The organism is Pseudomonas sp. LBUM1676, from assembly GCF_059695605.1.
This window is the reverse complement of the sequence record NZ_CP166777.1, coordinates 453,529-477,132: the sequence shown is the minus strand read 5'-3', so window position 1 is coordinate 477,132 and position 23,604 is coordinate 453,529. Positions and strand designations below refer to the sequence as shown.

The 23,604-nt window shown below is 60.4% G+C and carries 14 protein-coding genes and 1 pseudogene; 5 read left to right on the top strand and 10 right to left on the bottom strand.

Annotated features, from left to right (window positions below):
- Positions 1–84 precede the first annotated feature (84 nt).
- The 8 genes from ACA041_RS02175 to glnE are packed head-to-tail and all read right to left on the bottom strand — an operon-like array spanning position 85 to position 10,032.
- The gene (locus ACA041_RS02175) at positions 85–1,536 is read right to left on the bottom strand and encodes a lipopolysaccharide kinase InaA family protein (RefSeq protein WP_497439681.1); all 1,452 of its coding nucleotides are present in this window, start codon (positions 1,534–1,536) and stop codon (positions 85–87) included.
- Entirely contained in the window at positions 1,536–2,288 is a 753-nt protein-coding gene (locus ACA041_RS02170) for a lipopolysaccharide kinase InaA family protein (protein ID WP_497439680.1), read from the bottom strand. Before ACA041_RS02170 ends, ACA041_RS02175 begins: the two co-directional genes overlap by 1 nt.
- Positions 2,285–3,019 carry a lipopolysaccharide kinase InaA family protein gene (locus ACA041_RS02165; protein ID WP_497439679.1) on the bottom strand — a complete coding sequence of 245 codons (735 nt, stop codon included), beginning with the start codon at positions 3,017–3,019 and terminating at the stop codon, positions 2,285–2,287. The genes ACA041_RS02170 and ACA041_RS02165 overlap by 4 nt, the downstream gene beginning before the upstream one ends.
- Complete coding sequence (gene rfaP / locus ACA041_RS02160) at positions 3,019–3,825, bottom strand: lipopolysaccharide core heptose(I) kinase RfaP (protein WP_497439678.1); 807 nt, start codon at positions 3,823–3,825, stop codon at positions 3,019–3,021. Before rfaP ends, ACA041_RS02165 begins: the two co-directional genes overlap by 1 nt.
- Positions 3,825–4,946, bottom strand: a complete 1,122-nt coding sequence (locus ACA041_RS02155) for a glycosyltransferase family 4 protein (RefSeq protein ID WP_497439677.1) — start codon at positions 4,944–4,946, stop codon at positions 3,825–3,827. Before ACA041_RS02155 ends, rfaP begins: the two co-directional genes overlap by 1 nt.
- The gene (waaC, locus tag ACA041_RS02150) at positions 4,946–6,007 is read right to left on the bottom strand and encodes a lipopolysaccharide heptosyltransferase I (protein WP_497439676.1); all 1,062 of its coding nucleotides are present in this window, start codon (positions 6,005–6,007) and stop codon (positions 4,946–4,948) included. Before waaC ends, ACA041_RS02155 begins: the two co-directional genes overlap by 1 nt.
- Before the next feature lies 1 nt (position 6,008).
- Positions 6,009–7,043: a lipopolysaccharide heptosyltransferase II gene (gene waaF, locus ACA041_RS02145; RefSeq protein ID WP_497439675.1), complete on the bottom strand. Its 1,035-nt coding sequence runs from the start codon at positions 7,041–7,043 to the stop codon at positions 6,009–6,011.
- Between the two features lie 49 nt (positions 7,044–7,092).
- Positions 7,093–10,032, bottom strand: a complete 2,940-nt coding sequence (gene glnE, locus ACA041_RS02140; RefSeq protein ID WP_497439674.1) for a bifunctional [glutamate--ammonia ligase]-adenylyl-L-tyrosine phosphorylase/[glutamate--ammonia-ligase] adenylyltransferase — start codon at positions 10,030–10,032, stop codon at positions 7,093–7,095.
- Between the two features lie 383 nt (positions 10,033–10,415).
- On the opposite strand from glnE, the gene aceE reads away from it, so the two are divergent.
- The 5 genes from aceE (at position 10,416) to msrA (ending at position 20,420) form a co-directional block, all read left to right on the top strand.
- On the top strand, positions 10,416–13,061 hold the full coding sequence (gene aceE, locus ACA041_RS02135) for a pyruvate dehydrogenase (acetyl-transferring), homodimeric type (RefSeq protein WP_497439673.1): 2,646 nt from the start codon (positions 10,416–10,418) through the stop codon (positions 13,059–13,061).
- 11 nt (positions 13,062–13,072) lie between these two features.
- Positions 13,073–15,031 (top strand): dihydrolipoyllysine-residue acetyltransferase, encoded by a 1,959-nt coding sequence (gene aceF / locus ACA041_RS02130; protein WP_497439672.1) that lies wholly within the window; start codon positions 13,073–13,075, stop codon positions 15,029–15,031.
- Positions 15,032–15,311: 280 nt separating this feature from the next.
- A complete protein-coding gene (locus ACA041_RS02125) occupies positions 15,312–16,706 on the top strand; it encodes an alkaline phosphatase D family protein (protein ID WP_497439671.1) in 1,395 nt (464 codons plus the stop codon).
- Between the two features lie 191 nt (positions 16,707–16,897).
- Positions 16,898–19,591, top strand: coding sequence for a sensor domain-containing phosphodiesterase (locus ACA041_RS02120; RefSeq protein WP_497439670.1), 2,694 nt, complete (start codon positions 16,898–16,900; stop codon positions 19,589–19,591).
- 181 nt (positions 19,592–19,772) lie between these two features.
- Positions 19,773–20,420, top strand: coding sequence for a peptide-methionine (S)-S-oxide reductase MsrA (gene msrA / locus ACA041_RS02115; RefSeq protein WP_497441994.1), 648 nt, complete (start codon positions 19,773–19,775; stop codon positions 20,418–20,420).
- Between the two features lie 149 nt (positions 20,421–20,569).
- Here msrA and ACA041_RS02110 read toward each other — a convergent pair whose 3' ends face one another.
- On the bottom strand, positions 20,570–21,409 hold the full coding sequence (locus ACA041_RS02110; RefSeq protein ID WP_497439669.1) for a 23S rRNA (adenine(2030)-N(6))-methyltransferase RlmJ: 840 nt from the start codon (positions 21,407–21,409) through the stop codon (positions 20,570–20,572).
- A 122-nt stretch (positions 21,410–21,531) separates the two neighbouring features.
- Positions 21,532–23,490, bottom strand: a pseudogene (locus ACA041_RS02105) (RHS repeat-associated core domain-containing protein); the annotation flags it as partial.
- Positions 23,491–23,604: the final 114 nt, after the last annotated feature.

Sequence of the window (23,604 nt, the reverse complement as noted above, 5' to 3'; positions counted from 1 at the left end):
CGCTCCCACACTGGAGCTGTGTCGCACACATATTTTTGTACGACCGAGATCTACTGTGGGAGCGAGCCTGCTCGCGAAGGCGATTCAGGCAGCGCTGGAGATGTCTTTGGGAATACGCCGATCGATGACTTGATAAAGCGCACTACTCTCGGGCCAATTACGCATGAACCGCGCCCGATCCCGCGCATACGCCGGGGCAAAGCTGCCCACGGAGCCATGCTGACACATCGAATCCAGATCGATCAGCGCCCAGCGATCCTGCTGCCAGAATAGGTTATGCCCCTTGAAATCCCCATGACTGATCCGCTCGCGGATCAGTTCGGCAAACAAGTGATCCAGCGCCAGCAGCTCCGCCTCGGGCGCATCGCCGCTTTCAATAAAAGGCGCAAAGCGCTCGATGATGTCCGGCCCCGCCAAATGCTCGGTGACCAGATAAGCGCGACTGCGCAACCAGAAAAAACGCTTTTCGAGCAACGCCAGGGGCTTGGGCGTGGCGATACCGAGGAACGTCAGGCGATTGCCTTCGCGCCACGAGTGCCAGGCACGGCTTGGGCGCCAGAAGCGTTTGAGCCAGTGCGCAAAGCCTTTGATGTTGTAGCGCTTGATCACCAGCGCCCGACCATCAGCCTCGACTTTTCCTACGCTCGCCGCGCCGCCGGTCTTATACAGATGGCCCTGGTCGAGCAAGGCATCGGCCTGTTCCAGCACCGGCAACATCGCCGCTTCTTCCTCGCGACGAATAGCCCGCAGCCCAAATGCCCCACGCTGAACACTGAACAACGTGCATTCGCGGCCGACCTTGATCAGGTAATCCTTCAGGCGCCAACTGCGGACTTTATCGATCTGCTTCTGCAAGGCTTCCATGGGCAAGGCATGTTCGCCGTTGCTCAGCAGGTAATACACCAGCAACTCTTCGGTGAAGGGCTCCAGCGACTTGGGCAACTGAGCGAAAAACACCCCGAGGTTTTCCAGAACCTGCTGGCGCGACAGCGGTTTGCCGGCCGTCTCGACCCGAATACCCGCGCCATCGATCAAATACAGCCGACCGCGCTGGCGCAGCAGATTGTCCAGGTGCAGGTCCTCCTGCCACAGCCCTTTGCGGTGCAGCTGACCAATCGCGCCCAGCGCATCGGCCAGGACCGCCGATTGCTGATCCGCCAACACGGGCAATTGCTCGACCTGCTTCCAGGCCTCCCCCAGGCTCTCGGCGCCTTCCAGGAAATCAAACAGCAGCCAGCCACCCTCGCCCTCTTTCAGGCCGTCGGCCAGCAACTGCGGCGTGGTCAGGCCCTGGGCCGCGAGCAAACGCACGCCGTCCAGTTCACGCTGAAAATGCCGCGCCGTTTTGCTGCCAACCAACAATTTGGCCAGCACTGGCCGGCCGCGCCAGACACCAGCACCGACATAACGCTGCCCGGGCAAGACCCGCAACAGGCTCAGCAACTGCAACTCGGCGGGACCTGCAGCATCGGCCAGTGAAATGTTCAACGGCAGGGCGGGGCTGCGGCCAGCATTCTTCAGCTCGGACAAACGCATCAGCGCGTCTCCTTATGACTGCGTCGCGCGTGCAGGCGCGTAAGCCAGCTATCGATCAGCGAGCTGTCCTGAGGTTGATCCAGATAGGCGCCCAGTAGCTCGCGCAACTGCGCTTCGCTCCACGCGGGCGCTCGACGCAGTAGCGGCTCCAGGTCTTTGGCCCGGTCACGGGAACCAAACAGCAATGGCCGGGTTTTTTCCAGGTCGATCAGCTGCGCCTGGTAGCCGTCGCCGGTGGCCTGGAGAAAAATATGTTTGGGGTAGAAGCAACCGTGAACCTGACGCGCACCGTGCAGCCGTCGAGCCAGCTGTCCACAGGCCCGCAGAATCGCCGAGTGCTGTGTCGCGCTCAGGTCGGACCAGCGTTGCAACAGTGCATCCAGGTCATCCCAACCGTCCAGGGCCCGGGTCAGCAGAATCGCCCTGACCTCGCCGTTGACCTTGCGCTCGCCGAAAAACACCGCTTTCAAGGCAGGAATTCCGAATCGCTCATAGCGACTGATATTGCGGAACTCACGAGCAAAACTCGGCTCGCCAAAGGGCGCATGCAAAGTGTGCATCTGATAGTTGCTCTGGCGCTTGAGGTAATAGCCACGCCCTTCCAGCTCCAGCCGAAACACGCTGCTCCAGCCACCGCGAGCAGTGTTGGGCTCATCGACAGCGTCGAGCTGCCTGGCCCAGAGTGCGTCGAAAGTGCCGAGGCCATGACGTTCAAGCAGCGCCCGGTCTTCAGCGGCCAGAAAATCAGTCATTCGCGCCCCTCGAAAAATCTCACCACGTGCCGGATCCGTTTTTTGTCGGCGGCATCGAGCCGGGGCCGTTGGCGGTATTGCAGGTAAAAGCGCAGGCGCTGGGTGGCCGACAGTTGATACTTGGCGACCTTGTCCAGACAGGCCAGATCCTTGGTGATGCGATACTTGAGCCAGAAGCCGCGCCAGAAATCGCCGTTGGGGCAGTCGATCAGAAACAACCGGGCCTGATCGTCAATCAACAGGTTGCGCCACTTCAAATCGTTATGGGTAAAGCGATGATCGTGCATGGTCCGGGTGTAGTTGGCCAACTGTCGACTGACGGTGTCGACCCAGGCGCGGTCCGCCAGCTTCGGATCATGTCGTTCCGCCAGGGCGGACAAATCTTCAGTATTGGGCAGTTCACGGGTGATCATCGCGCCGCGATCGTAAGCCGCTCCGCGCCGCTCCAGGCCCCAGGCCACCACTTCGGCCGTGGGAATGCCCCACTTGGCGAAGCGCTTGAGGTTCTGCCACTCGGCCTTGACCCGGGGTTTGCCCAGGTAACGCCGCAGCCCTTTACCCGCACCGACATAGCGCTTGACGTAATAGTTGACGCCATTGCGCTTGACGCGAATGACCTCGGACAGCGGGTCGCGGGTCAAACGCTCGCCCTCAAGCGCAAACACGGCCTCAAGGCTGCCGAAGTCTTCTGCCAGATCGCTATAAGCAGGTTCCAGTTTCCAACCCGGCATCAGAGCGCGTCCCCGTATCGCTGTTTACGCTGGTAGAGCTTGTTGGCCTTGCCTTCGAGCCAGCTGAGCAACCCGGCCTCTTCGCCCAGGATCTGGCGCAGGGGCTGCTGAAAATAACCCTTGAGGAAACGCAGTTTGTCGCGCCGGGTCAGGCCGATGTCCAGCGCCGAAAAATACAACGCCGCCAGGTCCTTGTTGCGCCAGCGCTGGGTAATCGTCGGGCGGGTGTGGGCACGATGCAAGTCGATCACCGACAGCTTCAGGTCTTCTGCCGTCACCGGTTTATCGGTGTGCAGCAGAAAGTGGCAGATGTAACAGTCGCGGTGATTGACCCCGGCGCGGTGCATCATGCCGGTCATGCGCGCGACTTCGGCGATCAGCGCACGCTTGAGCTTTGGCAAGGGTGGCTGCCGGACCCAATTGATACTGAAATCTTCGAGACTGACGGTGGGCGCCAGTTCTTCGGTAATGATGAACGAGTGCTGATCCGCCGGGTTGCTGCCCTTCTCGCCGTAAGCGACGGCGGTCATGGACGGCACGCCGACTTCTTGCAGACGCTGGATGGCCTTCCATTCCTGGCCGGCACCGAGCACCGGCAGCTTGGCGGTGACCAGGTTCTTGACGATCTCGCCCCAGCCGATGCCGCGGTGGATCTTCACGAAAAACCCTTTGCCGTCGACAACGGTACGCAGGGTCCGGCGCGCTTCAAGCTCGCGGTACACCTCGCCCTCGAGCTTCTCGACTTCGGCGAACGGGTCGCGCCCGGCCCAGAGGCTCTTGAACGGTTCAGCCAGCATCAACTTCATTAAGCGTGCTCCGCCAGAATCACATCAGCCGCGTGCTGCGGCATGCTATAGAGGTCAGCCGTCTCGGCGAAGGCCAGGCCGTTGCGGCTCCAGGCCGCCCGTGCTTGAGCGTCATTCAACATGCCGGTCAGGTACTGGGTCAGTTGTGCCTGGTCGAAAGGTTCGTCCAGCACCAGGCCGGCGTCGGCCTCGGCGATGTAATGGGCATAACCACACACCGCGCTCACCAGCACCGGCAACCCGGCCACCAGGGCTTCGAGCAATACGGTCCCGGTGTTTTCGTTATACGCCGGGTGGATCAACAGGTCGGCACCGAGCAGGAAACGCGGGATATCGCTACGGCCCTTGAGGAACGTCACGTTGTCGCCAAGCCCCAATGCCGCACTCTGCATCTGGAATAACTTGGGGTCGTCCTGGCCAATTACAAACAGCCGGGTGCGTTTCTTCAGCTCGGCGGGCAAGGCGGCCAGCGCCTTGAGGCTGCGATCCACGCCCTTGGTCTTGAACCCGGAACCGATTTGCACCAGCAGCAGGTCATCGTCTTTCAAGTTAAATTCCGCGCGAAACCCGGCACGAATTTCATCCGCATCTGCCGGCCGACGACGGTCCTGGGCGATGCCCGGTGGCAGCAGGTGGAAGCGCTCCAGCGGCGTGTCGTAATGCTTGATGAACAGCGGCTGCTGGACTTCGGAAATCATCAGCACTTCGGTCTTGGCATCCCTGGCGAACACTGCGCGCTCGTACTCGGCGAAGTGCCGGTAGCGACCCCAGCGCCGGTATAGCGAGTTGCGCAGGTTCTGCGCCTTGTCTTCGAAGCAGCCGTCGGCAGCGTAGTAGACGTCCAGACCAGGCATCTTGTTGAAGCCGATCAGGCGATCTACCGGGCGCTTGGCCAGGTCCGCCTCCATCCATTCGCTGAGCTTTTCATTGCGTCGATGATTGAACAGCGCCTTGACCGGCGCTACCAACACCTCGAAACCTGGTGGAATGTCGCCTTCCCAGATCAGCGTGTAGACGCGAATCTGGTGGCCGCGCTGCTGACACTCCAGGGCGATGCGCATGAAATCGCGCTGCAAGCCACCAAAGGGAAAATACTTGTACAGGACAAAAGCCAATTGCATCAGCGCAGCTCCTCAGCCAGTAACAACGTGCTCAATCGGCTCGCGACACGCTCGGGGTTCAGACGCGTGAAGCACAGGGGCCACTCGCGTTTCAGGTCGAACTGACGGGCGTCTTCGGCCGTCGGTTGATAGGTGCATTTCTTTTGCAGGCACGGCGCGCAAGGGAAGTCGCTGGCCAGGTGGATCTGCGACTTGCCATAGGCACCCGTCAGGCCCGGGTTGGTCGGGCCGAACAGCGACAGCGTCGGTACGTCCAGCGCCGCGGCGAGGTGACCAAGACCGGTGTCCACCGCCACGCAGGCCTGCGCGCCGGCCAGCACCTTGCCAACGCCCGCCAGGTTCAGTTTAGGCAGCACTTCGACGTGCTTCATGTCTTTGGCGATGCGCTCGGCCCGGGCCTTCTCGACCGGATTGCCCCATGGCAGCTTTACCGCCACGCCGAGATAGCCGACCCGCTCGGCCAACTCGCGCCAGTAGGCTTCAGGCCAGTGTTTGGTGTCCCAGGTGGTGCCATGCAGGAACAGCACGTAAGGATTCTTGCGCGGCAATTCCACCAGGCGCTCGACATTCAGGCCGTAATCACCCAGCCCTTCGGGCAAATCGTAACCCAGGGCCACGGCAAACAGTTGACGCACCCGCTCTACGGCGTGCTGCCCGCGGGCCACGGCCAGGCGTCGGGAATAGAAGCGCGCGGCAATCGGCTCACGCGCCGAGTGCTTGTCCAGCCCGGCCACCGGGGCCTTGACGTAGCGGGTCAGCAACGCGCTTTTCAGCAGGCCCTGGGCGTCGATCACCAAATCGTATTCAGTGGCGCGAACGCTTTGCTTGAAGCGCTTCCACTCGCCACTTTTGATGGTCTGCCAGATGTTCTTGCGCCAGCGACGAATCGCCACCGGAATCACCTTGCCCACGGCCGGGTGCCAGGTCGGAATTTCGGCGAAGCCCTCTTCCACCACCCAGTCGAACTGGATGCCGGGGATTGCCCGAGCGGCATCGGTCAGCGCCGGCAACGCGTGAATCACGTCGCCCAGCGAAGAAGTCTTGATCAGCAGAACCCGCAAACTATTTGACCTCGACCACAGTGCCCTGCAACCGCTGCAAGGCTTCGTTCACCGCTTGCGGCATCAGCTGGCGCAGGCAGTTGTAATGGCCGAAGCGGCACGTGCGATCGAAGCACGGACTGCATTCGATGCCCAGGCGCACGATCTCGACGTGTTCGGCCAATGGCGGCGTGAAGCCCGGCGAGGTCGAACCGTAGACCGCCACCAATGGGCGGTTCAGTGCGGCGGCGACGTGCATGAGACCGGAGTCGTTGGAGACGACCGAGTCGGCGCAGGACATCAGGTCGATGGCTTCGGCCAGCGACGTGCCGCCGCTGAGGTTCACCGACTCTTCACGCAAACCGGGAATCAGCCGCGAGCGGATGTCTTCGCCGACGGCATGATCGTTCTTGGAACCGAACAGCCAGACTTGCCAGCCTTCGCGGATCTTCGCTTCGGCGACCTTGGCATAGTGCTCGGACGGCCAGCGCTTGGACTCACCGAACTCGGCACCGGGGCACAGCGCCAACACCGGACGGTCGAGGGCAAGACCGAATTTGGCCAGTGCCGCTTCGCGACTGACCGGATCGATTTGCAGGCTCGGCCGTGGATAGGGCTTGGGCAGATCGACGCCAGGCTCAAAGGCCAGAGCCATGAAGCGCTCGATCATCAGCGGGTAACGTTCTTTATCCAGAGTGCGCACGTCATTGAGCAGACCATAGCGGAACTCGCCACGCCAGCCGGTGCGTTTCGGGATACCGGCGAAGAACGGTACCAGCGCCGACTTCAGGGAATTGGGCAACAGGATCGCCTGGTCATACTGGCCGGCCAGGGATTTGCCGATGCGCCGACGGGTCGCCAGCTCCAGAACGCCGTGGCCGAGCGGAAAGCTCAAGGCCTGGCGCACTTCGGGCATGCGCTCGAGAATCGGCCGGCTCCATTCGGGGGCCAGTACGTCGATTTCGCATTGCGGGTGGCGTTGCTTGAGACACTGAAACAGTGTCTGCGCCATCACCATGTCACCGACCCAACTGGGCCCAACGATCAGAATTTTCATGTGGTTTCCATAAACGAACCGGGGAGGCATACGCCTCCCCGTTCGAGAATCAGCTTAACCCCAGCTCGCGCCAGATCCGCAATACCTGCCGTCGTTCGTCTACAAACTGGTCGCCGGGTATCACCCCGGGGTCCTTCTGCAAGGCCTGCCGGTGGGCGGCGGAGCGGTAGGCTTTATAGGCCTCACGCAACAGGCTGGCGTCTTCGGCGGGCATCAGCCCTTCCTCTTCCAACCCTTCCAGAATGCGGATGTTATCAGTCCAGCGCAGCAATGACGGGTGCGTTTGCGACCACGCCAGGGCCGCGTATTGCACCATAAATTCAATATCGACGATACCTCCGGCGTCCTGCTTGAGATCGAACGGCGCCGTGGCCTCGAAGGCATTTGCCCCGGTGCCGGCTGCGGTGCTCTTGGTGCCGAGGTTATCGCGCATCTTGGCGCGCATCTCGCTGACCTCCTGACGCAAGATCACCAGGTCTCGTGATTTGCCCAATACCGCCGCACGAACTTTTTCGAAGGCCTGGCCGACACCTTCGCTGCCCACCAGCACCCGCGCACGCACCAAAGCCTGATGCTCCCAGGTCCAGGCTTCATTTTCCTGATAACGGGCAAACGCCCCCAGGGAACTCACCAGCAACCCTGAAGCACCGGACGGACGCAGGCGCATATCCACTTCATACAGCTGGCCGGAGTTGGTCTGGGTCGTCAGCAAGTGAATGATCCGCTGCCCGAGCCGGGTAAAAAACTGGGCGCCATCGATAGGTTTGGGCCCGTCGGTTTCCGCCTGTGGATCGCCGTCATGGATGAACACCAGGTCCAGGTCCGAACCATGTCCCAGTTCCAGGCCACCGACTTTCCCGTAGCCGACAATGACGAATCCGGGATCGCACAGGGTGCCGTCGGTGCGCAACGGTGTACCGTATTTGGCCACGGTCTGGCGCCAGGCCAGGGCCAGCACCTGTTCAAGGATCGCCTCGGCGAGCCAGGTCAGGTAATCGCTGACTTTCATCAATGGCAGGCTGCCGACGATCTCCGAAGCGGCCACCCGCAAGCGGTGCGCCAGTTTGAAATTGCGCAGGGCTTCCATCTGCTGTTCGAGGTCATCCTCGGGAATCCTGGTCAGGCGCTCACGCAATTCGGCGGCCAGTTCCGGCGCCAGGGGCGGCTTGAACAGCCGGCCTTCATTGAGCAATTCATCGAGCAGCAGCGGAAAACGAGTGATTTGTTCGGCGATCCACGGGCTCGCGGCGCACAGGGTCAGCAAGCGTCGCAAAGCACCCGGGTTCTCGGTCAGCAACACCAGGTACGCAGAGCGGCGGGCCACGGCTTCAACCAGCGGCAACACCCGCTCCAATACCAGGTCGGGATTGGCGTGTTCCACGGCTTGAGCCAGCAATCGCGGGATGAAGGCATCCAGGCGCTCGCGCCCCAGACGCTGCATGGCACGCAACTGCGAGCTACCGCGCAGGCCAGCCAAGGCTTTCAGGGCCTTGGCCGCATCGGTGAAACCACCCTCTTCCAATTGGCGGCAGGCCGCTTCTTCGTTCTGGGCTTCTTCCCACAACGGCAGCCATTCACCGCCTACCACCACTTCGCTCTCGGTGCCTTCCTCTTCGTCGGGGTCGGCGATCACCTGACCGAAGTGCCATGCCACCCGGCCGCGCCAATGCATGAGTTGTTCATGGAAAGCCGGCCAATCGGCGAAGCCCAGCATAAAGGCAATGCGCGCCTGGTCCTCGGCGCCGTCCGGCAACATCTGGGTCTGGCGATCGGCAATCGCCTGGATGGCGTGTTCGGTGTAGCGCAGGAATTCATAGCCTTCGCGCAGTTCGCTCACCACCGCAGGCGGCAGGTACCCCTGACCTTCCAGCGTGCTCAGCACTTTCAATAGAGGACGTTGTTGCAGGCTCAGGTCGCGACCACCGTGGATCAGCTGGAAGGCCTGAGCGATGAATTCCACTTCACGGATGCCGCCGGAGCCGAGCTTGATATTGTCGGCCATGCCCTTGCGCCGGACTTCCTGCTGGATCAGTTGCTTCATGGTGCGCAGCGCTTCGATGGCCGAGAAGTCCAGGTAACGCCGGTAAACGAACGGCCGCAACAGGTCGATCAACTGGGCGCCGGCCACTTGATCGCCGGCCACCACCCGCGCCTTGATCATGGCATAGCGCTCCCAGTCGCGACCCTGATCCTGGTAATACTGCTCCAGCGCGTTGAAGCTCAGCACCAATGCGCCCGCCGAACCGTAGGGCCGCAGGCGCATGTCGACACGGAACACGAAACCGTCGACGGTCATCGGGTCCAGCGCCTTGATCAGGCGCTGGCCGAGCCGGATGAAAAATTCCTGGTTATCCAGCGAGCGCTTCACGCCAACGGTTTCACCGCCCTCGGGGTAGGCAAAGATCAGGTCGATGTCCGAGGACAGATTCAGCTCGACCGCGCCGAGCTTGCCCATGCCGAGAATGACCATCTGTTGCGGCTCACCACTGCGCCGTCCAGTGGGCACGCCGAATTGCTGACAATGCCGGGAATACAACCACTGATAGGCCTGATCGATGCTGGCATCGGCCATGTCCGAGAGGTCGCGGCAGGTCTGAACCAGATCGGCCTGGCGGTTCAGGTCGCGCCAGATGATTCGCACCTGGTGGCGATTGCGCTGGCGGCGCAGGGCGCGAGCGAGTTCATCGTCTGTTTCCACCGCACTCACTGCTGCAGCAATCTGCCCGCACAACTCACCGGGCGCAAAACTGCGGTCCAGTTCGCCGGACTGAACCAGCTCCAGCAACATGGCAGGGTCGCGCGTACTCTGTTCGACCACGAAGTCGCTGGACGCAGTGACACGGGCCCATTGCGCCCAGCGTTCAGGCGTCCAGCCGGACAGACCCTGGTCGTCGTCCAACCCGGCGACGGCCGCACGGAACGACTGCTCGGCGCGGATGACAAACGGCAGAAGAATGCCGGGCAGTTCGGCAAGCGAGGGGAGGCTCATGGTCTATCCTTGGTCGGCGTGTAGAAGGCTGCATGTAGTGATTTGTGAAAACGCACTACGTGATCGACTGTCGAACAAAGGTTAGAAATAGCTGATATTTGTTGATTTTTGGCAGTGAGCATCAAGCTTTCACCTTTTCTGATTGGCAAAAGACCAACCTTAACGATTATTCTCACAACGCAGCTGGAGGCCATAAGCCGCTCATCTGTAGTTTTACTACTCGTATATACATTCGGATAGCTGAAATGCCCGAAGATTTGTAGTAAAACTACACGCCGCCGGAACAACCTCTCGGCAATCCAAGAATTTATATCGTCTGCCCACAAGGCCAGTCGCAAACTCAGGCAACCGATTCTGGAAGCCTTTCCGCCCTGGAGCAAGCCATGCAAGACCTCGATCCCGTCGAAACCCAGGAATGGCTGGACGCCCTGGAATCGGTTCTCGACAAAGAAGGCGAAGACCGCGCTCATTATCTGATGACCCGTATGGGCGAACTCGCAACCCGCAGCGGTTCGCAATTGCCTTACGCCATCACCACGCCATACCGCAACACCATTCCCGTAACCCACGAAGCACGCATGCCTGGCGACCTGTTCATGGAACGCCGCATTCGCTCGCTGGTACGCTGGAACGCGATGGCCATGGTGATGCGTACGAACCTGAAAGATTCTGACCTGGGCGGTCACATCTCCAGCTTCGCCTCCAGCGCAACCCTGTATGACATCGGCTTCAACTACTTCTTCCAGGCCCCGACCGACGAACACGGCGGCGACCTGATCTACTTCCAGGGTCACACCTCGCCAGGCGTTTACGCCCGTGCGTTCATGGAAGGCCGTATCACTGAAGACCAGATGAACAACTTCCGCCAGGAAGTCGACGGCCAGGGCTTGTCGTCCTATCCGCACCCTTGGCTGATGCCTGATTTCTGGCAGTTCCCGACTGTATCCATGGGTCTGGGCCCGATCCAGGCGATCTACCAGGCACGCTTCATGAAGTACCTGGAAGCCCGCGGCTTCATCCCCGAAGGCAAGCAGAAAGTCTGGTGCTTCCTGGGCGACGGCGAGTGCGACGAGCCGGAATCCCTGGGTGCAATCTCGCTGGCTGGCCGCGAGAAGCTCGACAACCTGATCTTCGTCATCAACTGCAACCTGCAGCGCCTCGACGGCCCGGTTCGCGGCAACGGCAAGATCATCCAGGAACTCGAAGGCGTGTTCCGCGGTGCTCAGTGGAACGTGACCAAAGTCATCTGGGGCCGTTTCTGGGACCCACTGCTGGCCAAAGACGTCGACGGCATCCTGCAACGTCGCATGGACGAAGTCATCGACGGCGAGTACCAGAACTACAAAGCCAAAGACGGCGCGTTCGTGCGTGAACACTTCTTCAACTCGCCAGAACTCAAGGCGATGGTTGAAGACTTGTCCGACGACGAGATCTGGAAACTCAACCGTGGCGGCCACGACCCGTACAAGGTCTACGCGGCGTACCACGAAGCGGTCAACCACAAAGAACAACCGACCGTCATCCTGGCCAAGACCATCAAGGGTTATGGCACCGGTGCCGGCGAAGCGAAGAACACTGCGCACAACACCAAGAAAGTCGATGTCGACAGCCTGAAGTTGTTCCGCGACCGCTTCGACATTCCAGTGCGCGACGAAGAACTGGAAAACCTGCCGTTCTTCAAGCCGGAACCCAACAGCGCCGAAGCCCGCTACCTGAGCGAGCGCCGCACTGCACTGGGCGGTTTCGTGCCACAGCGTCGCGCAAAAAGCTTCAACATTCCGACCCCGGCACTCGATACCCTCAAGGCTATCCTGGACGGCTCGGGCGACCGTGAAATCTCCACCACCATGGCTTTCGTGCGGATCCTCGCGCAACTGGTCAAGGACAAGGAAATCGGCTCGCGCATTGTCCCGATCATTCCGGACGAAGCCCGTACCTTCGGTATGGAAGGCATGTTCCGCCAGCTGGGCATCTACTCTTCCGTCGGCCAGCTGTACGAGCCAGTCGATAAAGACCAGGTGATGTTCTACAAGGAAGACAAGAAGGGCCAGATCCTCGAAGAAGGCATCAACGAAGCGGGCGCCATGAGCTCCTTCATCGCTGCCGGTACTTCGTACTCCAGCCACAACCAGCCAATGCTGCCGTTCTACATCTTCTACTCGATGTTCGGCTTCCAGCGTATCGGCGACCTCGCCTGGGCTGCTGGCGACAGCCGCACCCGTGGCTTCCTGATCGGCGGCACCGCAGGCAGAACCACGCTGAACGGCGAAGGCCTGCAACACGAAGACGGTCACAGCCACATCCTGGCTGCCACCATCCCGAACTGCCGCACCTTTGATCCAACCTACGGCTACGAGCTGGCGGTGATCATCCAGGACGGCATGAAGAAGATGACCGAAGAGCAGCAGGACGTTTTCTACTACATCACCGTGATGAACGAGTCCTACCAGCAACCAGCCATGCCGGCCGGTGTTGAAGAAGGCATCATCAAGGGCATGTACCTGCTCGAAGAAGACACCCGCGAAGCGGCGCACCACGTTCAGCTGATGGGCTCCGGCACCATCCTGCGTGAAGTGCGTGAAGCGGCGAAGATCCTGCGTGAACAGTTCAATGTCGGCGCTGACGTCTGGAGCGTTACCAGCTTCAACGAACTGCGTCGCGATGGCCTGGCCGTCGAGCGCACCAACCGTCTGCATCCGGGCCAGAAGCCTAAACTGAGCTATGTCGAAGAGTGCCTGAACGGCCGTAAAGGTCCGGTCATCGCGTCTACCGACTACATGAAGCTGTTCGCTGAACAAATTCGTCAGTGGGTCCCGTCCAAGGAATTCAAAGTCCTGGGCACCGATGGTTTCGGCCGCAGTGACAGCCGCAAGAAGCTGCGTCACTTCTTCGAAGTCGACCGTCATTTCGTGGTGTTGGCAGCCCTGGAAGCCTTGGCTGACCGTGGCGACATCGAACCCAAGGTGGTCTCTGAAGCCATCGCCAAGTTCGGTATCGACCCGGAAAAACGCAACCCACTGGACTGCTGAGGAGACACTCTGTGAGCGAACTCATTCGCGTACCTGACATCGGCAGCGGTGAAGGTGAAGTAATTGAACTGTTTGTAAAGGTCGGCGACCGTATCGAAGCCGAGCAAAGCATCCTGACGCTTGAGTCGGACAAGGCGAGCATGGAAGTTCCTGCTCCCAAGGCCGGCATCGTCAAAAGCCTGAAAGTAAAACTTGGCGATCGCCTGAAGGAAGGCGACGAGCTGCTGGAGCTGGAAGTCGAAGGTGCCGCAGCTGCGGCCCCTGCCGCTGCGCCGGCTGCCAAGGCTGAAGAGAAACCGGCTGCTCCTGCTGCCGCCGCGGCTCCGGCTCCAGCAGCCGCGCCTGCTGCCGCTTCGGTTCAGCAAGTGCACGTGCCGGATATCGGCTCGTCCGGCAAGGCCCAGATCATCGAGATCCAGGTCAAGGTCGGCGACACCGTCGAGGCTGATCAGTCGCTGATCACCCTGGAATCCGACAAGGCGAGCATGGAAATTCCATCGCCTGCCGCTGGCGTGGTCAAGGCCATCAGCGTCAAGCTCAACGACGAAGTCGGCACCGGCGACCTGATTCTGGATCTGGAAGTGGCAGGTGCCGCAGCACCGGCTGCTGCCGCGCCAGCTCAGGCAGCTGCTCCGGCAGCCGCTGCTCCAGCACCAGCCGCTGCAGCCCCGGCTGCACCGGTTGCCGACAGCGTTCAGGACATTCATGTCCCGGACATCGGTTCGGCAGGCAAGGCCAAGATCATCGAAGTCCTGGTCAAGGCCGGCGACACCGTTGAAGCCGACCAGTCGCTGATCACCCTGGAATCCGACAAGGCGAGCATGGAAATTCCATCGCCTGCCGCTGGCGTGGTGGAAAGCGTTTCCATCAAGCTGGATGACGAAGTGGGTACCGGCGACCTGATTCTGAAGCTGAAAGTCAAAGGCGCTGCGCCTGCTGCTGCCCCGGCTCCCGCTGCTGCTGCACCAGCACCTGCGGCTGCCAAGGCTGAAGCCGCTCCGGCCGCCGCTGCGCCTGCCGCACCGGCTGCTGCAGCGGCCAAGCCGGGCGCCAAGGTTCATGCAGGCCCGGCTGTTCGCCAACTGGCCCGTGAATTCGGCGTCGAGCTGAATGCAGTCGGCGCCAGCGGTCCGCACGGTCGCATCCTGAAGGAAGACGTTCAGGTCTACGTCAAAGCCATGATGCAGAAGGCCAAGGAAGCACCGGCCGCTGCGGCTGGCGCAACCGGCGGCGCGGGCATCCCGCCGATTCCGGTCGTGGACTTCAGCCGCTTCGGTGAAATCGAAGAAGTGCCGATGACTCGCCTGATGCAAATCGGCGCGTCGAGCCTGCATCGCAGCTGGCTGAACATTCCGCACGTGACTCAGTTCGATTCGGCTGATATCACCGACCTGGAAGCGTTCCGTGTCGCTCAGAAAGCCGTTGCCGAGAAGGCTGGCGTCAAGCTGACCATCCTGCCGCTGCTGCTTAAATCCTGCGCGCACCTGCTCAAGGAACTGCCGGACTTCAACAGTTCGCTGGCACCAAGCGGCAAGGCGATCATCCGCAAGAAGTACGTGAACATTGGCTTCGCCGTCGACACCCCTGATGGCCTGCTGGTACCGGTCATCAAGAACGTCGACCAGAAGAGCCTGTTGCAACTGGCAGCCGAAGCCGCCGTGCTGGCCGCCAAAGCCCGCGACAAAAAGCTCACCGCTGACGACATGCAAGGTGCCTGCTTCACCATTTCCAGCCTCGGCCACATTGGCGGCACCGGCTTCACGCCGATCGTCAACGCACCGGAAGTGGCGATCCTCGGTGTTTCCAAGGCAACCATCCAGCCTGTCTGGGACGGCAAAGCCTTCCAGCCGAAACTGATGCTGCCACTGTCGCTGTCCTACGATCACCGTGTGATCAACGGCGCCGCTGCTGCACGCTTCACCAAGCGTCTGAGCGACCTGCTGGCGGACATCCGCACCATCCTGCTGTAACACCGGCCGGCCCTCCTTCACCGGAGGGCCTGTTGCGTTCCACGTTTTCCGAGCGCCACGCTCGTACCTCAACCCCGCCCATTTGGCGGGGCTTTTTTTGTCTGAAGCTTTTTTCCTGAAGAGAATGCTTCCTACATTTGTAGCTGACACCACCTACAACTCGAGTCCATTTCGGCTGAATATTTTTTAGGGTCCAATCAATAGGATTAGTTATACGGTTTTTCAATTCAACCGTTGAACATTAACTTTCCCGATTAATAAAAGTCGAATGGACTCGATCATGTTAAAGCCAACTGTCGGCCCTATTATTGGCCACACTACAACTAACCATGCGCGCATCTTCTTACGTGGTGATTTACAGAAAGAGGCTTCGGTGTTTGCGGGCGTGCGTTTTCGACGTGCGGGTGAAGAGCACTGGTCCGCCGGTGTTTTCGCAAAACTCGAGAGCAAGCGTGACATGTCTGAAGTCATCGCGCTCAACGACCTTGTAGCCGATACCCGTTACGAGTATCAGGCCGGCTGGTTCAGCGCGACAAGTGCGGCCCATACCACGCAGACGATCCAGGAGCTGGCACTGCAATGGCCGCCCCGGATCCATCGCTTCCGCACCCGATCCAACCAGACCACGCTACCACGGGCCTACATCACAGGGTCTTGCCGTTACCTGCGCATGACCGCAGGCGTTGCCGCTGCGCCGCATCAGGGTGACAGGATTTTTGCGTCTATATCAAGTTTGACGGAGCAGGCCGACCCGCCTGTCAGCGCCATGCTGATGACGGGCGACCAGATCTATGTCGATGACCTGAACTTCATTGCCCCTGACCGCGAACTTAAGGAGATTCTGAGCAAGTACCGCACGGCTTTTTCGCAACCCAACATTGCCAACTTGATGTCCAACCTGCCTGTTTATATGATCCTTGATGACCATGAGATCGAAGACAACTGGCCCGCCAAGAGAAGCAAGGCCGATGATGTTTTATATACCAACGCAATAGGCGCGTATGAGTTATATCAGGCCAGCCATAGCCCGGCGCACGACTTGTCCAGCAACGGACAAATAAACAAACACCTCGATAGGTATTGGTATCAATTTACCGAAGGTGATATCGAATGGTTTGTCACCGACACTCGAACCCGACGCAATCTCTCGAACAATGACCGGCGCATCCTCGACGACGCCCAGGAGCAGGCTTTATGTGACTGGTTGATTCACAGCCCGGCCCGGGTCAAATTCGTAGTGACCAGCGTGATGTTCTACCCCGACCGTAAACGCCAGGGCGATGATGCGTGGCAAGCCTTTCCCGAGCAGCGGCTACGGCTGCTTGAGACTATTCGTACACAGGGTATCCAGAACGTCTTCTTCATTTCCGGGGATATTCACGGTTCACTGACCAGTCGGCTGACCCACAGCGAAGACCCGGATTTCGAGGTTCACACCATCGTGTCTTCGCCATTGTGCAATAGCAAAATGCTGCCCTATGCCAATGCCTCCACCTTCATCCTCGATCAACCATTGGCCCGAACCGCCGAGGGAGACTTTCTACATGAACTGACCAGCAAGGTCATCAGCGAGGACAACTTCGCGCACCTGATCGTCGATGCAGAACAGATTCGCGTCAGTTATCACGACCGGGACGGCAATCTGCTGCAAACCACCATTATCGAATTGCGCTGAGCCCGACGCACATCACATTACTTTTGCCTGTTGACTGGAGAAATCCTCTCTCCTGCCGACATATTCTTATAGCACTTGGCCTTCATGTCTCTTGTCAGTCGGTGCCGCAATGATGCAACCTTGCCGCAGACAACAGTAAAGAGGGCGAGAGCCCGGCGCGATCAGCATATTCGAAGTGAGTTTCCCTCCCTATGAAAAGCCAACCCGATGCCGCCAGCCGTATGGTGGCCGAGGTAGTGACGCAGTTGCCTGTGCCCTCGCGGCTGGGCATGCTGCGTTTCGAACGGCTGAATGAACCGAGCTGGGCGCTGCTGTTTCTCGATCCCAATTGCGAACGACAGTTTGGTCAGCCGGCCACGCAGCTTTGTGCCCTGGTCGACTCACCGTACGCCAGCCTGATGGAGCCCCAGGCGCGCTATCAATTGCACGATGCGATTCAGCAGCAACTCAGCGCCAGCCCGCATTACCTGATCCGCTACAACCTGCACACCGCCAACGGCTCCCTGAGCCTGCTCGAACTGGGCGAAGCCTACCGACAGCACAATCGACATCTGCTGCGCGGCTACCTGATGGTCGTGGACGGATTATTCGAGGACGGACAACGGCCCCCGACGCTGGACCTGGAAACCCAGAACTCGCGCCTGCAGATCGCCCTGGAGCTCAATCAGCGCGCCCAGCAGGACCAACTCCTGCACCTGGACCGGGTGCGTGCCCAGCAAGACCTGATCCTGCTGCTGACCCGCCAACGCTACAGCACCAACAACTCCCTGCATGAAGCTGCCCAACTGATCACCCGCAGCGCTTGTGACATCTACGAAATCGACTGCGCCAGCCTGTGGAACCTCGAAGGGTCACAGCTCTCGCCGATCTCGGCCTATCACCGTGCCACCCAGGAATATCAGCTGCCGGAGTCGATCGACGTCAGTGACTTCCCCGATTACATGGAAGCCCTGCATGGCAGCCGCGCCATTGACGCCCACAACGCCATGCGCGACCCGCGTACCCGGGTAATGGCCGAAAGCCTGCGCCCGCGCGATGTGAACGCCATGCTCGATGCCAGTATCCGTGTCGATGGTCAGGTCGTCGGCGTGCTCTGCCTGGAACAGACCGGTACGACCCGTGCCTGGCAGTCTGATGAAATCGCCTTCGCCGGCGAGTTGGCGGATCAGTTCGCCCAGGTCATCAACAACCACAAACGCCGCACCGCCACCAGCGCTTTGCACCTGTTCCAGCGTGCGGTGGAACAAAGCGCCAACGCCTTCCTGCTGGTCAACTGCGACGGCGTGGTGGAGTACGTCAACCCGAGCTTTACGGCGATCACCCAGTACACCACCGACGAGGTCCACGGCCAGCGACTGTCGGAGCTGCCGGCCCTGGAAAACCTCAGCGAATTGTTGTTTGACGCGCCCTCGGCGCTGACCATGAGCAACAGTTGGCAGGGCGAATTCAAAAGCCGGCGCAAAAACCTCGAACCCTACTGGGGTCAGTTGTCGATTTCCAAGGTCTATGGCGACAACCGTGAGCTGACCCATTACATCGGCATCTACGAAGACATCACCCAGACCAAGCTCGCCCAGCAACGCATCGAGCGCCTGGCCTACACCGACAACCTGACCAACCTGGGCAACCGCCCGGCGTTCATCCGCAACCTCGACGAACGCTTCGCCCGGGACAGCGATACGCCGATCAGCCTGTTACTGGTGGACATCGACAACTTCAAGCGGATCAACGACAGCCTCGGCCATCAGACCGGTGACAAGTTGCTGATCAGCCTGGCCCGGCGGTTGCGCAACAGCCTGAGCCCGAGCGGCAGCCTGGCGCGCTTTGCCAGTAACGAGTTCGCGGTGTTGCTGGACAACACCGATATCTGCGCTGGCCAACAAGTCGCCAACCAGTTGCTGGCGACCCTCGACAAGCCGATGTTCGTCGACAACCAATTGATCAGCGTCACCGGGTCCGTGGGCCTGGCCTGCGCGCCTTTGCACGGGCGAGATCCGCAGACCCTGATGCGCAACGCCGGGCTGGCGCTACACAAGGCCAAGGCCAATGGCAAACATCAGGTACAGGTCTTCACAGAAGCGCTGAACGCCGAAGCCAGTTACAAACTGTTCGTCGAGAACAACCTGCGCCGCGCCCTGACCCAGAACGAACTGGACGTGTTTTATCAGCCCAAGCTCTGCCTGCGCAGCGGTCGCCTGCTGGGGATGGAAGCCTTGCTGCGCTGGAACCATCCGGAAAAAGGCATGATTCGCCCGGACCAGTTCATCAGTGTGGCCGAAGAAACCGGTCTGATCATTCCCATCGGCAAATGGGTCGCCCGCCAGGCCTGTCGCATGAGCAAGGACCTGACCGCCGCAGGCCTGGGCGATCTTCAGGTGGCGATCAATCTGTCGCCCAAACAGTTCTCCGACCCGGACCTGGTGGCGTCCATCGCCAACATCCTCAAGGAAGAAACGCTGCCGGCGCACCTGCTGGAGCTTGAGTTAACGGAGGGCCTGCTGCTGGAAGCCACCGAAGACACCCACTTGCAGCTCGACAAACTCAAGCGCCTGGGCCTGACCCTGGCCATGGACGATTTTGGGACCGGTTACTCGTCGCTCAGTTACCTGAAAAAATTCCCGATCGACATCATCAAGATCGATCGAAGCTTCATTCATGAGATTCCGGACAACCAGGACGACATGGAAATCACCTCCGCGGTGATCGCCATGGCCCACAACCTGAAACTCAAGGTCGTGGCTGAAGGCATCGAGACGGTCGAGCAGTTGGCCTTCCTGCGCCGCCACCGCTGCGACGTCGGCCAGGGCTACCTGTTCGACCGACCGATTCCGGGCTCCGAACTGATCGAAAAGCTCAAACGCTACCCGCGCGGTCCGATCGCCTGAGCACACCGCAATCCCTGTGGGAGCGAGCTTGCTCGCGATAGCGGTGTGTCAGTCAGTATCCACGTCACTGACACTCCGCTATCGCGAGCAAGCTCGCTCCCACAAGGGTAGTGCGTAACTGGCCGGCATTGGGCACACTGGCGGTCTGATTTACATCCCAACCTGACTGAGAGGACTGATGATGGTTCTGCGCTCGGAAACTCTGGTAAACAAAAACGTGCTCCCTACCAAAGAACAAGCTCTGCCCGGCCGCGAAACCCCCATGACCGTGCCGGAAAAACACTTTGTCCACGACGCCCCGCTGCTGGGCCCGTTCGTCACCGACGTGGATTTCGCGATCTTCGGCCTTGGCTGCTTCTGGGGCGCGGAACGCAAGTTCTGGCAGCGTGACGGCGTGGTCAGTACGGCGGTGGGTTACGCTGGCGGCTTCACCCCGAACCCGACTTACGAAGAAGTCTGCTCGGGCCTGACCGGTCACAGCGAAGTGGTACTGGTGGTCTACGAGCCGGCAAAAGTCAGCTACGAAGAGCTGCTGAAAATGTTCTGGGAACTGCACAACCCGACGCAAGGCATGCGCCAGGGCAATGACATCGGCACTCAGTATCGCTCGGTAATCTATGCCACCAACCCGACCCAGCTGGACGCGGCCAAGGCCAGCGGAAAAGTGTTCCAGGCTGAGTTGACCAAAGCCGGGAAAGGCGAAATCACCACTGAAATCGACGAAGCGCCGACGTTCTACTTCGCCGAGGCGTATCACCAGCAGTACCTGGCGAAGAACCCTGAAGGGTATTGCGGGATTGGCGGTACGGGCGTGACCTGCCCGATCTGATTTCAGATCGCCAAAAGCTTTGCGGGCAAGCCTCGCTCCTACAGGGATTATGTCGATCACAAAATTGTGCTTAGACATAAATCCCCGTAGGAGCGAGGCTTGCCCGCGAAGGCGTCCGATAAGACGCCATCAATCCATCTGATCAGCCATCAACTCTCAGCAATCAACCAATCCATCTGCCACCCACCCTGGGTCTGCCCAAGCTTCTTCGACAACCACGGCAGCAACTCACGCAACTCCTCTTCCAAACCCCAAGGCGGATTGGCAATCGCCAGACCCGAACCATTGAGACTGCTCGGCGTATCCAGCGGATGCACCAGCAACTCTACCCGCAACAACTTCGGCGCGCCGGTGCCAGCCAGGTCCTGATAAAAACGCCGCAACATGCGCTGGTCCTTCACCGGGTACCAGATCGCCACCACGGTCTGGCGCATCCGGCCGATCGCCTCTTTCAGCGACGCCGCGCAACGCTGCATTTCATCGAGCTGCTCGAACGGCGGATCGATCAACATCACCGCGCGTTTCTCCGGTACCGGCAACATCGCCCGGGGAACATGCCAGCCTTCGCCCAGATGCACCTTCACCCGACGATCGCCCTTCATGTTGTCCTTGAGCAACACACCATCCTGCGGGTGCTTCTCATTGAGCAACACCCGATCCTGCGCCCGGGTCAGGCGCCGCGCCAACTCCGGCGAACCCGGGTAATAGCGCAGCTGACCATCGGGGTTCATGTCGTGCAGCACCTTCATGTAATCCGCGGTCAACGCCGGCAGATCCGGCTGATCCCACAAACGCGCAATGCCTTCCAGGTATTCACCGGTACGGCCCGCCTCATCGCCCTGCAGGTCATACAGGCCAATACCGGCGTGGGTGTCGAGATAGGCAAACGGCTGCTCCTTGCGCGACATCAAGGCGATGAGGCGGGTCAAAGTCAGGTGTTTGAACACGTCGGCGTGATTGCCGGCATGGAAGGCGTGACGATAATTCATGGCTGCTCCTGCGAAGGGCGGGAAGTTTACCCTGTACGGGGCTGGACGTCAGGGGTTCGCAGCCGAGCGGGAGGTTGCGAAACCCCTCCACGAGCAGTGTACGCACCCTTGTACGCACCCTTCCCTGCGGGCCATGGCTGGCAAGCCACCCCCAACGGATCAATCCAACCCGTCGGGTTCGGCGCGTATTGGTACGGGTTCAACCCTTGCACCAAACTGCCCGGGGCGGGCGTAAGGTAGCGTCCGATATCCGGGCTGTAGTAGCGATGCCGACAGTAGTGCAGGCCACTCTCGGCATCGAAATACTGCCCCGGGAAACGCAAGGGCTGATCGAACGGCTGCGCCCCTGCGAACGACAGGTGAATGACTTTGCCGTAGGCGTCGTACCTGGCCGACCAGACTATCTCGCCAGCGCAATTGGTCAGCTCCTGCGGTGTACCGAGGTGATCGAGCTGGTAGTAAAACGCGCAGGCCAGACCTGGGTCTTTACCGTCGAGCATGACCAGCGGGCGGAAGCTGCCGGGTTCGTAGAGATAGCTGCGCTGGTGAGCCTGGCTCTGTTCAGCGACAAGGTGGTCGCCCTGCCAGAAGAACTCGGTGGTTTTGCCGTCGACGGTTTTGCCGATGCGACGGCCGAAAGCGTCGTAGCGGTAGCTGACGCATCGGCCATCCGCGAGGAGGATGCCGATCAACCGGTGCTGGCAGTCGTAGCGGTATTCAGTGATCTGATTTTGTCCGACGCCGTGGCGTTCCCGGATCAGGTTGCCGAAGGCGTCATAGTCGTACTGGCGATCGCCATTGCTCAACAGGCGATTGCCTTTGTCGATGACCGAGCCTGGACGATCCTGCATCAACAGGTTGCCCGCCGGGTCGTGAACGAAGCTTTGCGCGGCGTCGTCGCGGGAATGGCGGACGCGGGTCAGACGATTGCGCGCATCGTAGTAATAGCTGCGTTGACCATGGCGGCTGTCAGCAATCGAGGCGAGGTTGCCGTTGACGGTGTAGCAGTAATGACGCATGTACCCCGGCCGGGTTGGCTGGTTAACCGCATGGACTTGCAACCGCCCATGCTCGTCATAGTGGTACTGGCTGGTCAGCTGACCTTGCTGGCGCTGCTGTTCCCGGCCGAAGACGAATTCGTGGGTGGTGAGCCGTGTGCCGTCAAGGTCGATGGTCGTCAGTACGCCGCCTTTGGCGTATTGATAATCAAGTCGGCGGTTGTCGGGCAGCTGCAAGTGGCTGAGCTGGCCGCAGGCGTTGTAGCCATAGCTCAGCGTACCCCGCCCCTGGTGTTCGGTGATCAGGCGGCCCTGCGTGTCGTACTCCAACTCCAGCCGATGAGCGTGTCCGTCATCGACGCTGAGCAGTCGGCCGAGGTGATCGTAGTCGTAGTCGACCTTTATGCCATCGGGCAAGGTCTTGACCAGCAATCGCCCTGCTGCGTCACGCTGGAAATGGGTGATCAGCTGCATGCCGTCATCGCCACACTCGGTTTTTTCCAGCAGGTGGCCATCGGGATCGTAGGCGTAGACGGTGCGGCGGCCGTCGAAGCCGGTTTCCTGGCGGATCAGGCCGCTGGGCGTGTAGTCCAGCCGATAGTGTTCGCCGGATTCGTTTTCGAGCGCCGTGAGCAGACCCTGCGCGTTGTCGTAGCGATAGCACAGCTGGGTGCCGTCGGGATTAATCCGGCGACTGACCTGTTGCAGATCGTCGGTGTATTCGTAGCGCGTGATATGGCCGAGCTCATCGCGTTCGGCGGTGATCTTGCCGTCGGCGTTGTAACTGAAGGCGCGGCTGGCGCCGTTGGGGAGCGTTGTCTGAATCAGGCGACCGACGTCGTCCCATTGGTACCGGGTGACGGCACCGTGCTCGTCCTGTCGAGCAATCAGCCGCCCCGACGAGTCGTGGGAATAACGCCGCTGACCTCCGTGCGCCAGCGTTTCTTCGACCAGCTGGGCCGGGCCATTCCAGACGAACACATGCTGACTGTTGTCCGGGTAGTGGATCGACTGCAGTTGACCGCTTTCGTCGTAGTGACAGCGGCTGACAGAACCATCGGGATCGGCCGCTTCGATGAGGTCGACGCGGTCGATCGGTAACGTGAAAGGCGCTCGATTAGCAGGAACGAACATCCGCTGTGTCTCTGCAGAGTGAAGTCGAGCGATTCTGCATGAGTGACAAGGGGTGTTGAGGAG

Excerpts from the sequence above, each read along its gene's own strand:
- ACA041_RS02165 (WP_497439679.1), bottom strand. The coding sequence starts at position 3,019 with ATGCCGGGTTGGAAACTGGAACCTGCTTATAGCGATCTGGCAGAAGAC.
- ACA041_RS02175 (WP_497439681.1), bottom strand. The coding sequence starts at position 1,536 with ATGCGTTTGTCCGAGCTGAAGAATGCTGGCCGCAGCCCCGCCCTGCCG.
- ACA041_RS02120 (WP_497439670.1), top strand. The coding sequence starts at position 16,898 with ATGAAAAGCCAACCCGATGCCGCCAGCCGTATGGTGGCCGAGGTAGTG.
- glnE (WP_497439674.1), bottom strand. The coding sequence starts at position 10,032 with ATGAGCCTCCCCTCGCTTGCCGAACTGCCCGGCATTCTTCTGCCGTTT.
- ACA041_RS02155 (WP_497439677.1), bottom strand. The coding sequence starts at position 4,946 with ATGCAATTGGCTTTTGTCCTGTACAAGTATTTTCCCTTTGGTGGCTTG.
- ACA041_RS02170 (WP_497439680.1), bottom strand. The coding sequence starts at position 2,288 with ATGACTGATTTTCTGGCCGCTGAAGACCGGGCGCTGCTTGAACGTCAT.
- aceE (WP_497439673.1), top strand. The coding sequence starts at position 10,416 with ATGCAAGACCTCGATCCCGTCGAAACCCAGGAATGGCTGGACGCCCTG.
- ACA041_RS02110 (WP_497439669.1), bottom strand. The coding sequence starts at position 21,409 with ATGAATTATCGTCACGCCTTCCATGCCGGCAATCACGCCGACGTGTTC.
- msrA (WP_497441994.1), top strand. The coding sequence starts at position 19,773 with ATGGTTCTGCGCTCGGAAACTCTGGTAAACAAAAACGTGCTCCCTACC.
- waaF (WP_497439675.1), bottom strand. The coding sequence starts at position 7,043 with ATGAAAATTCTGATCGTTGGGCCCAGTTGGGTCGGTGACATGGTGATG.
- rfaP (WP_497439678.1), bottom strand. The coding sequence starts at position 3,825 with ATGAAGTTGATGCTGGCTGAACCGTTCAAGAGCCTCTGGGCCGGGCGC.
- ACA041_RS02125 (WP_497439671.1), top strand. The coding sequence starts at position 15,312 with ATGTTAAAGCCAACTGTCGGCCCTATTATTGGCCACACTACAACTAAC.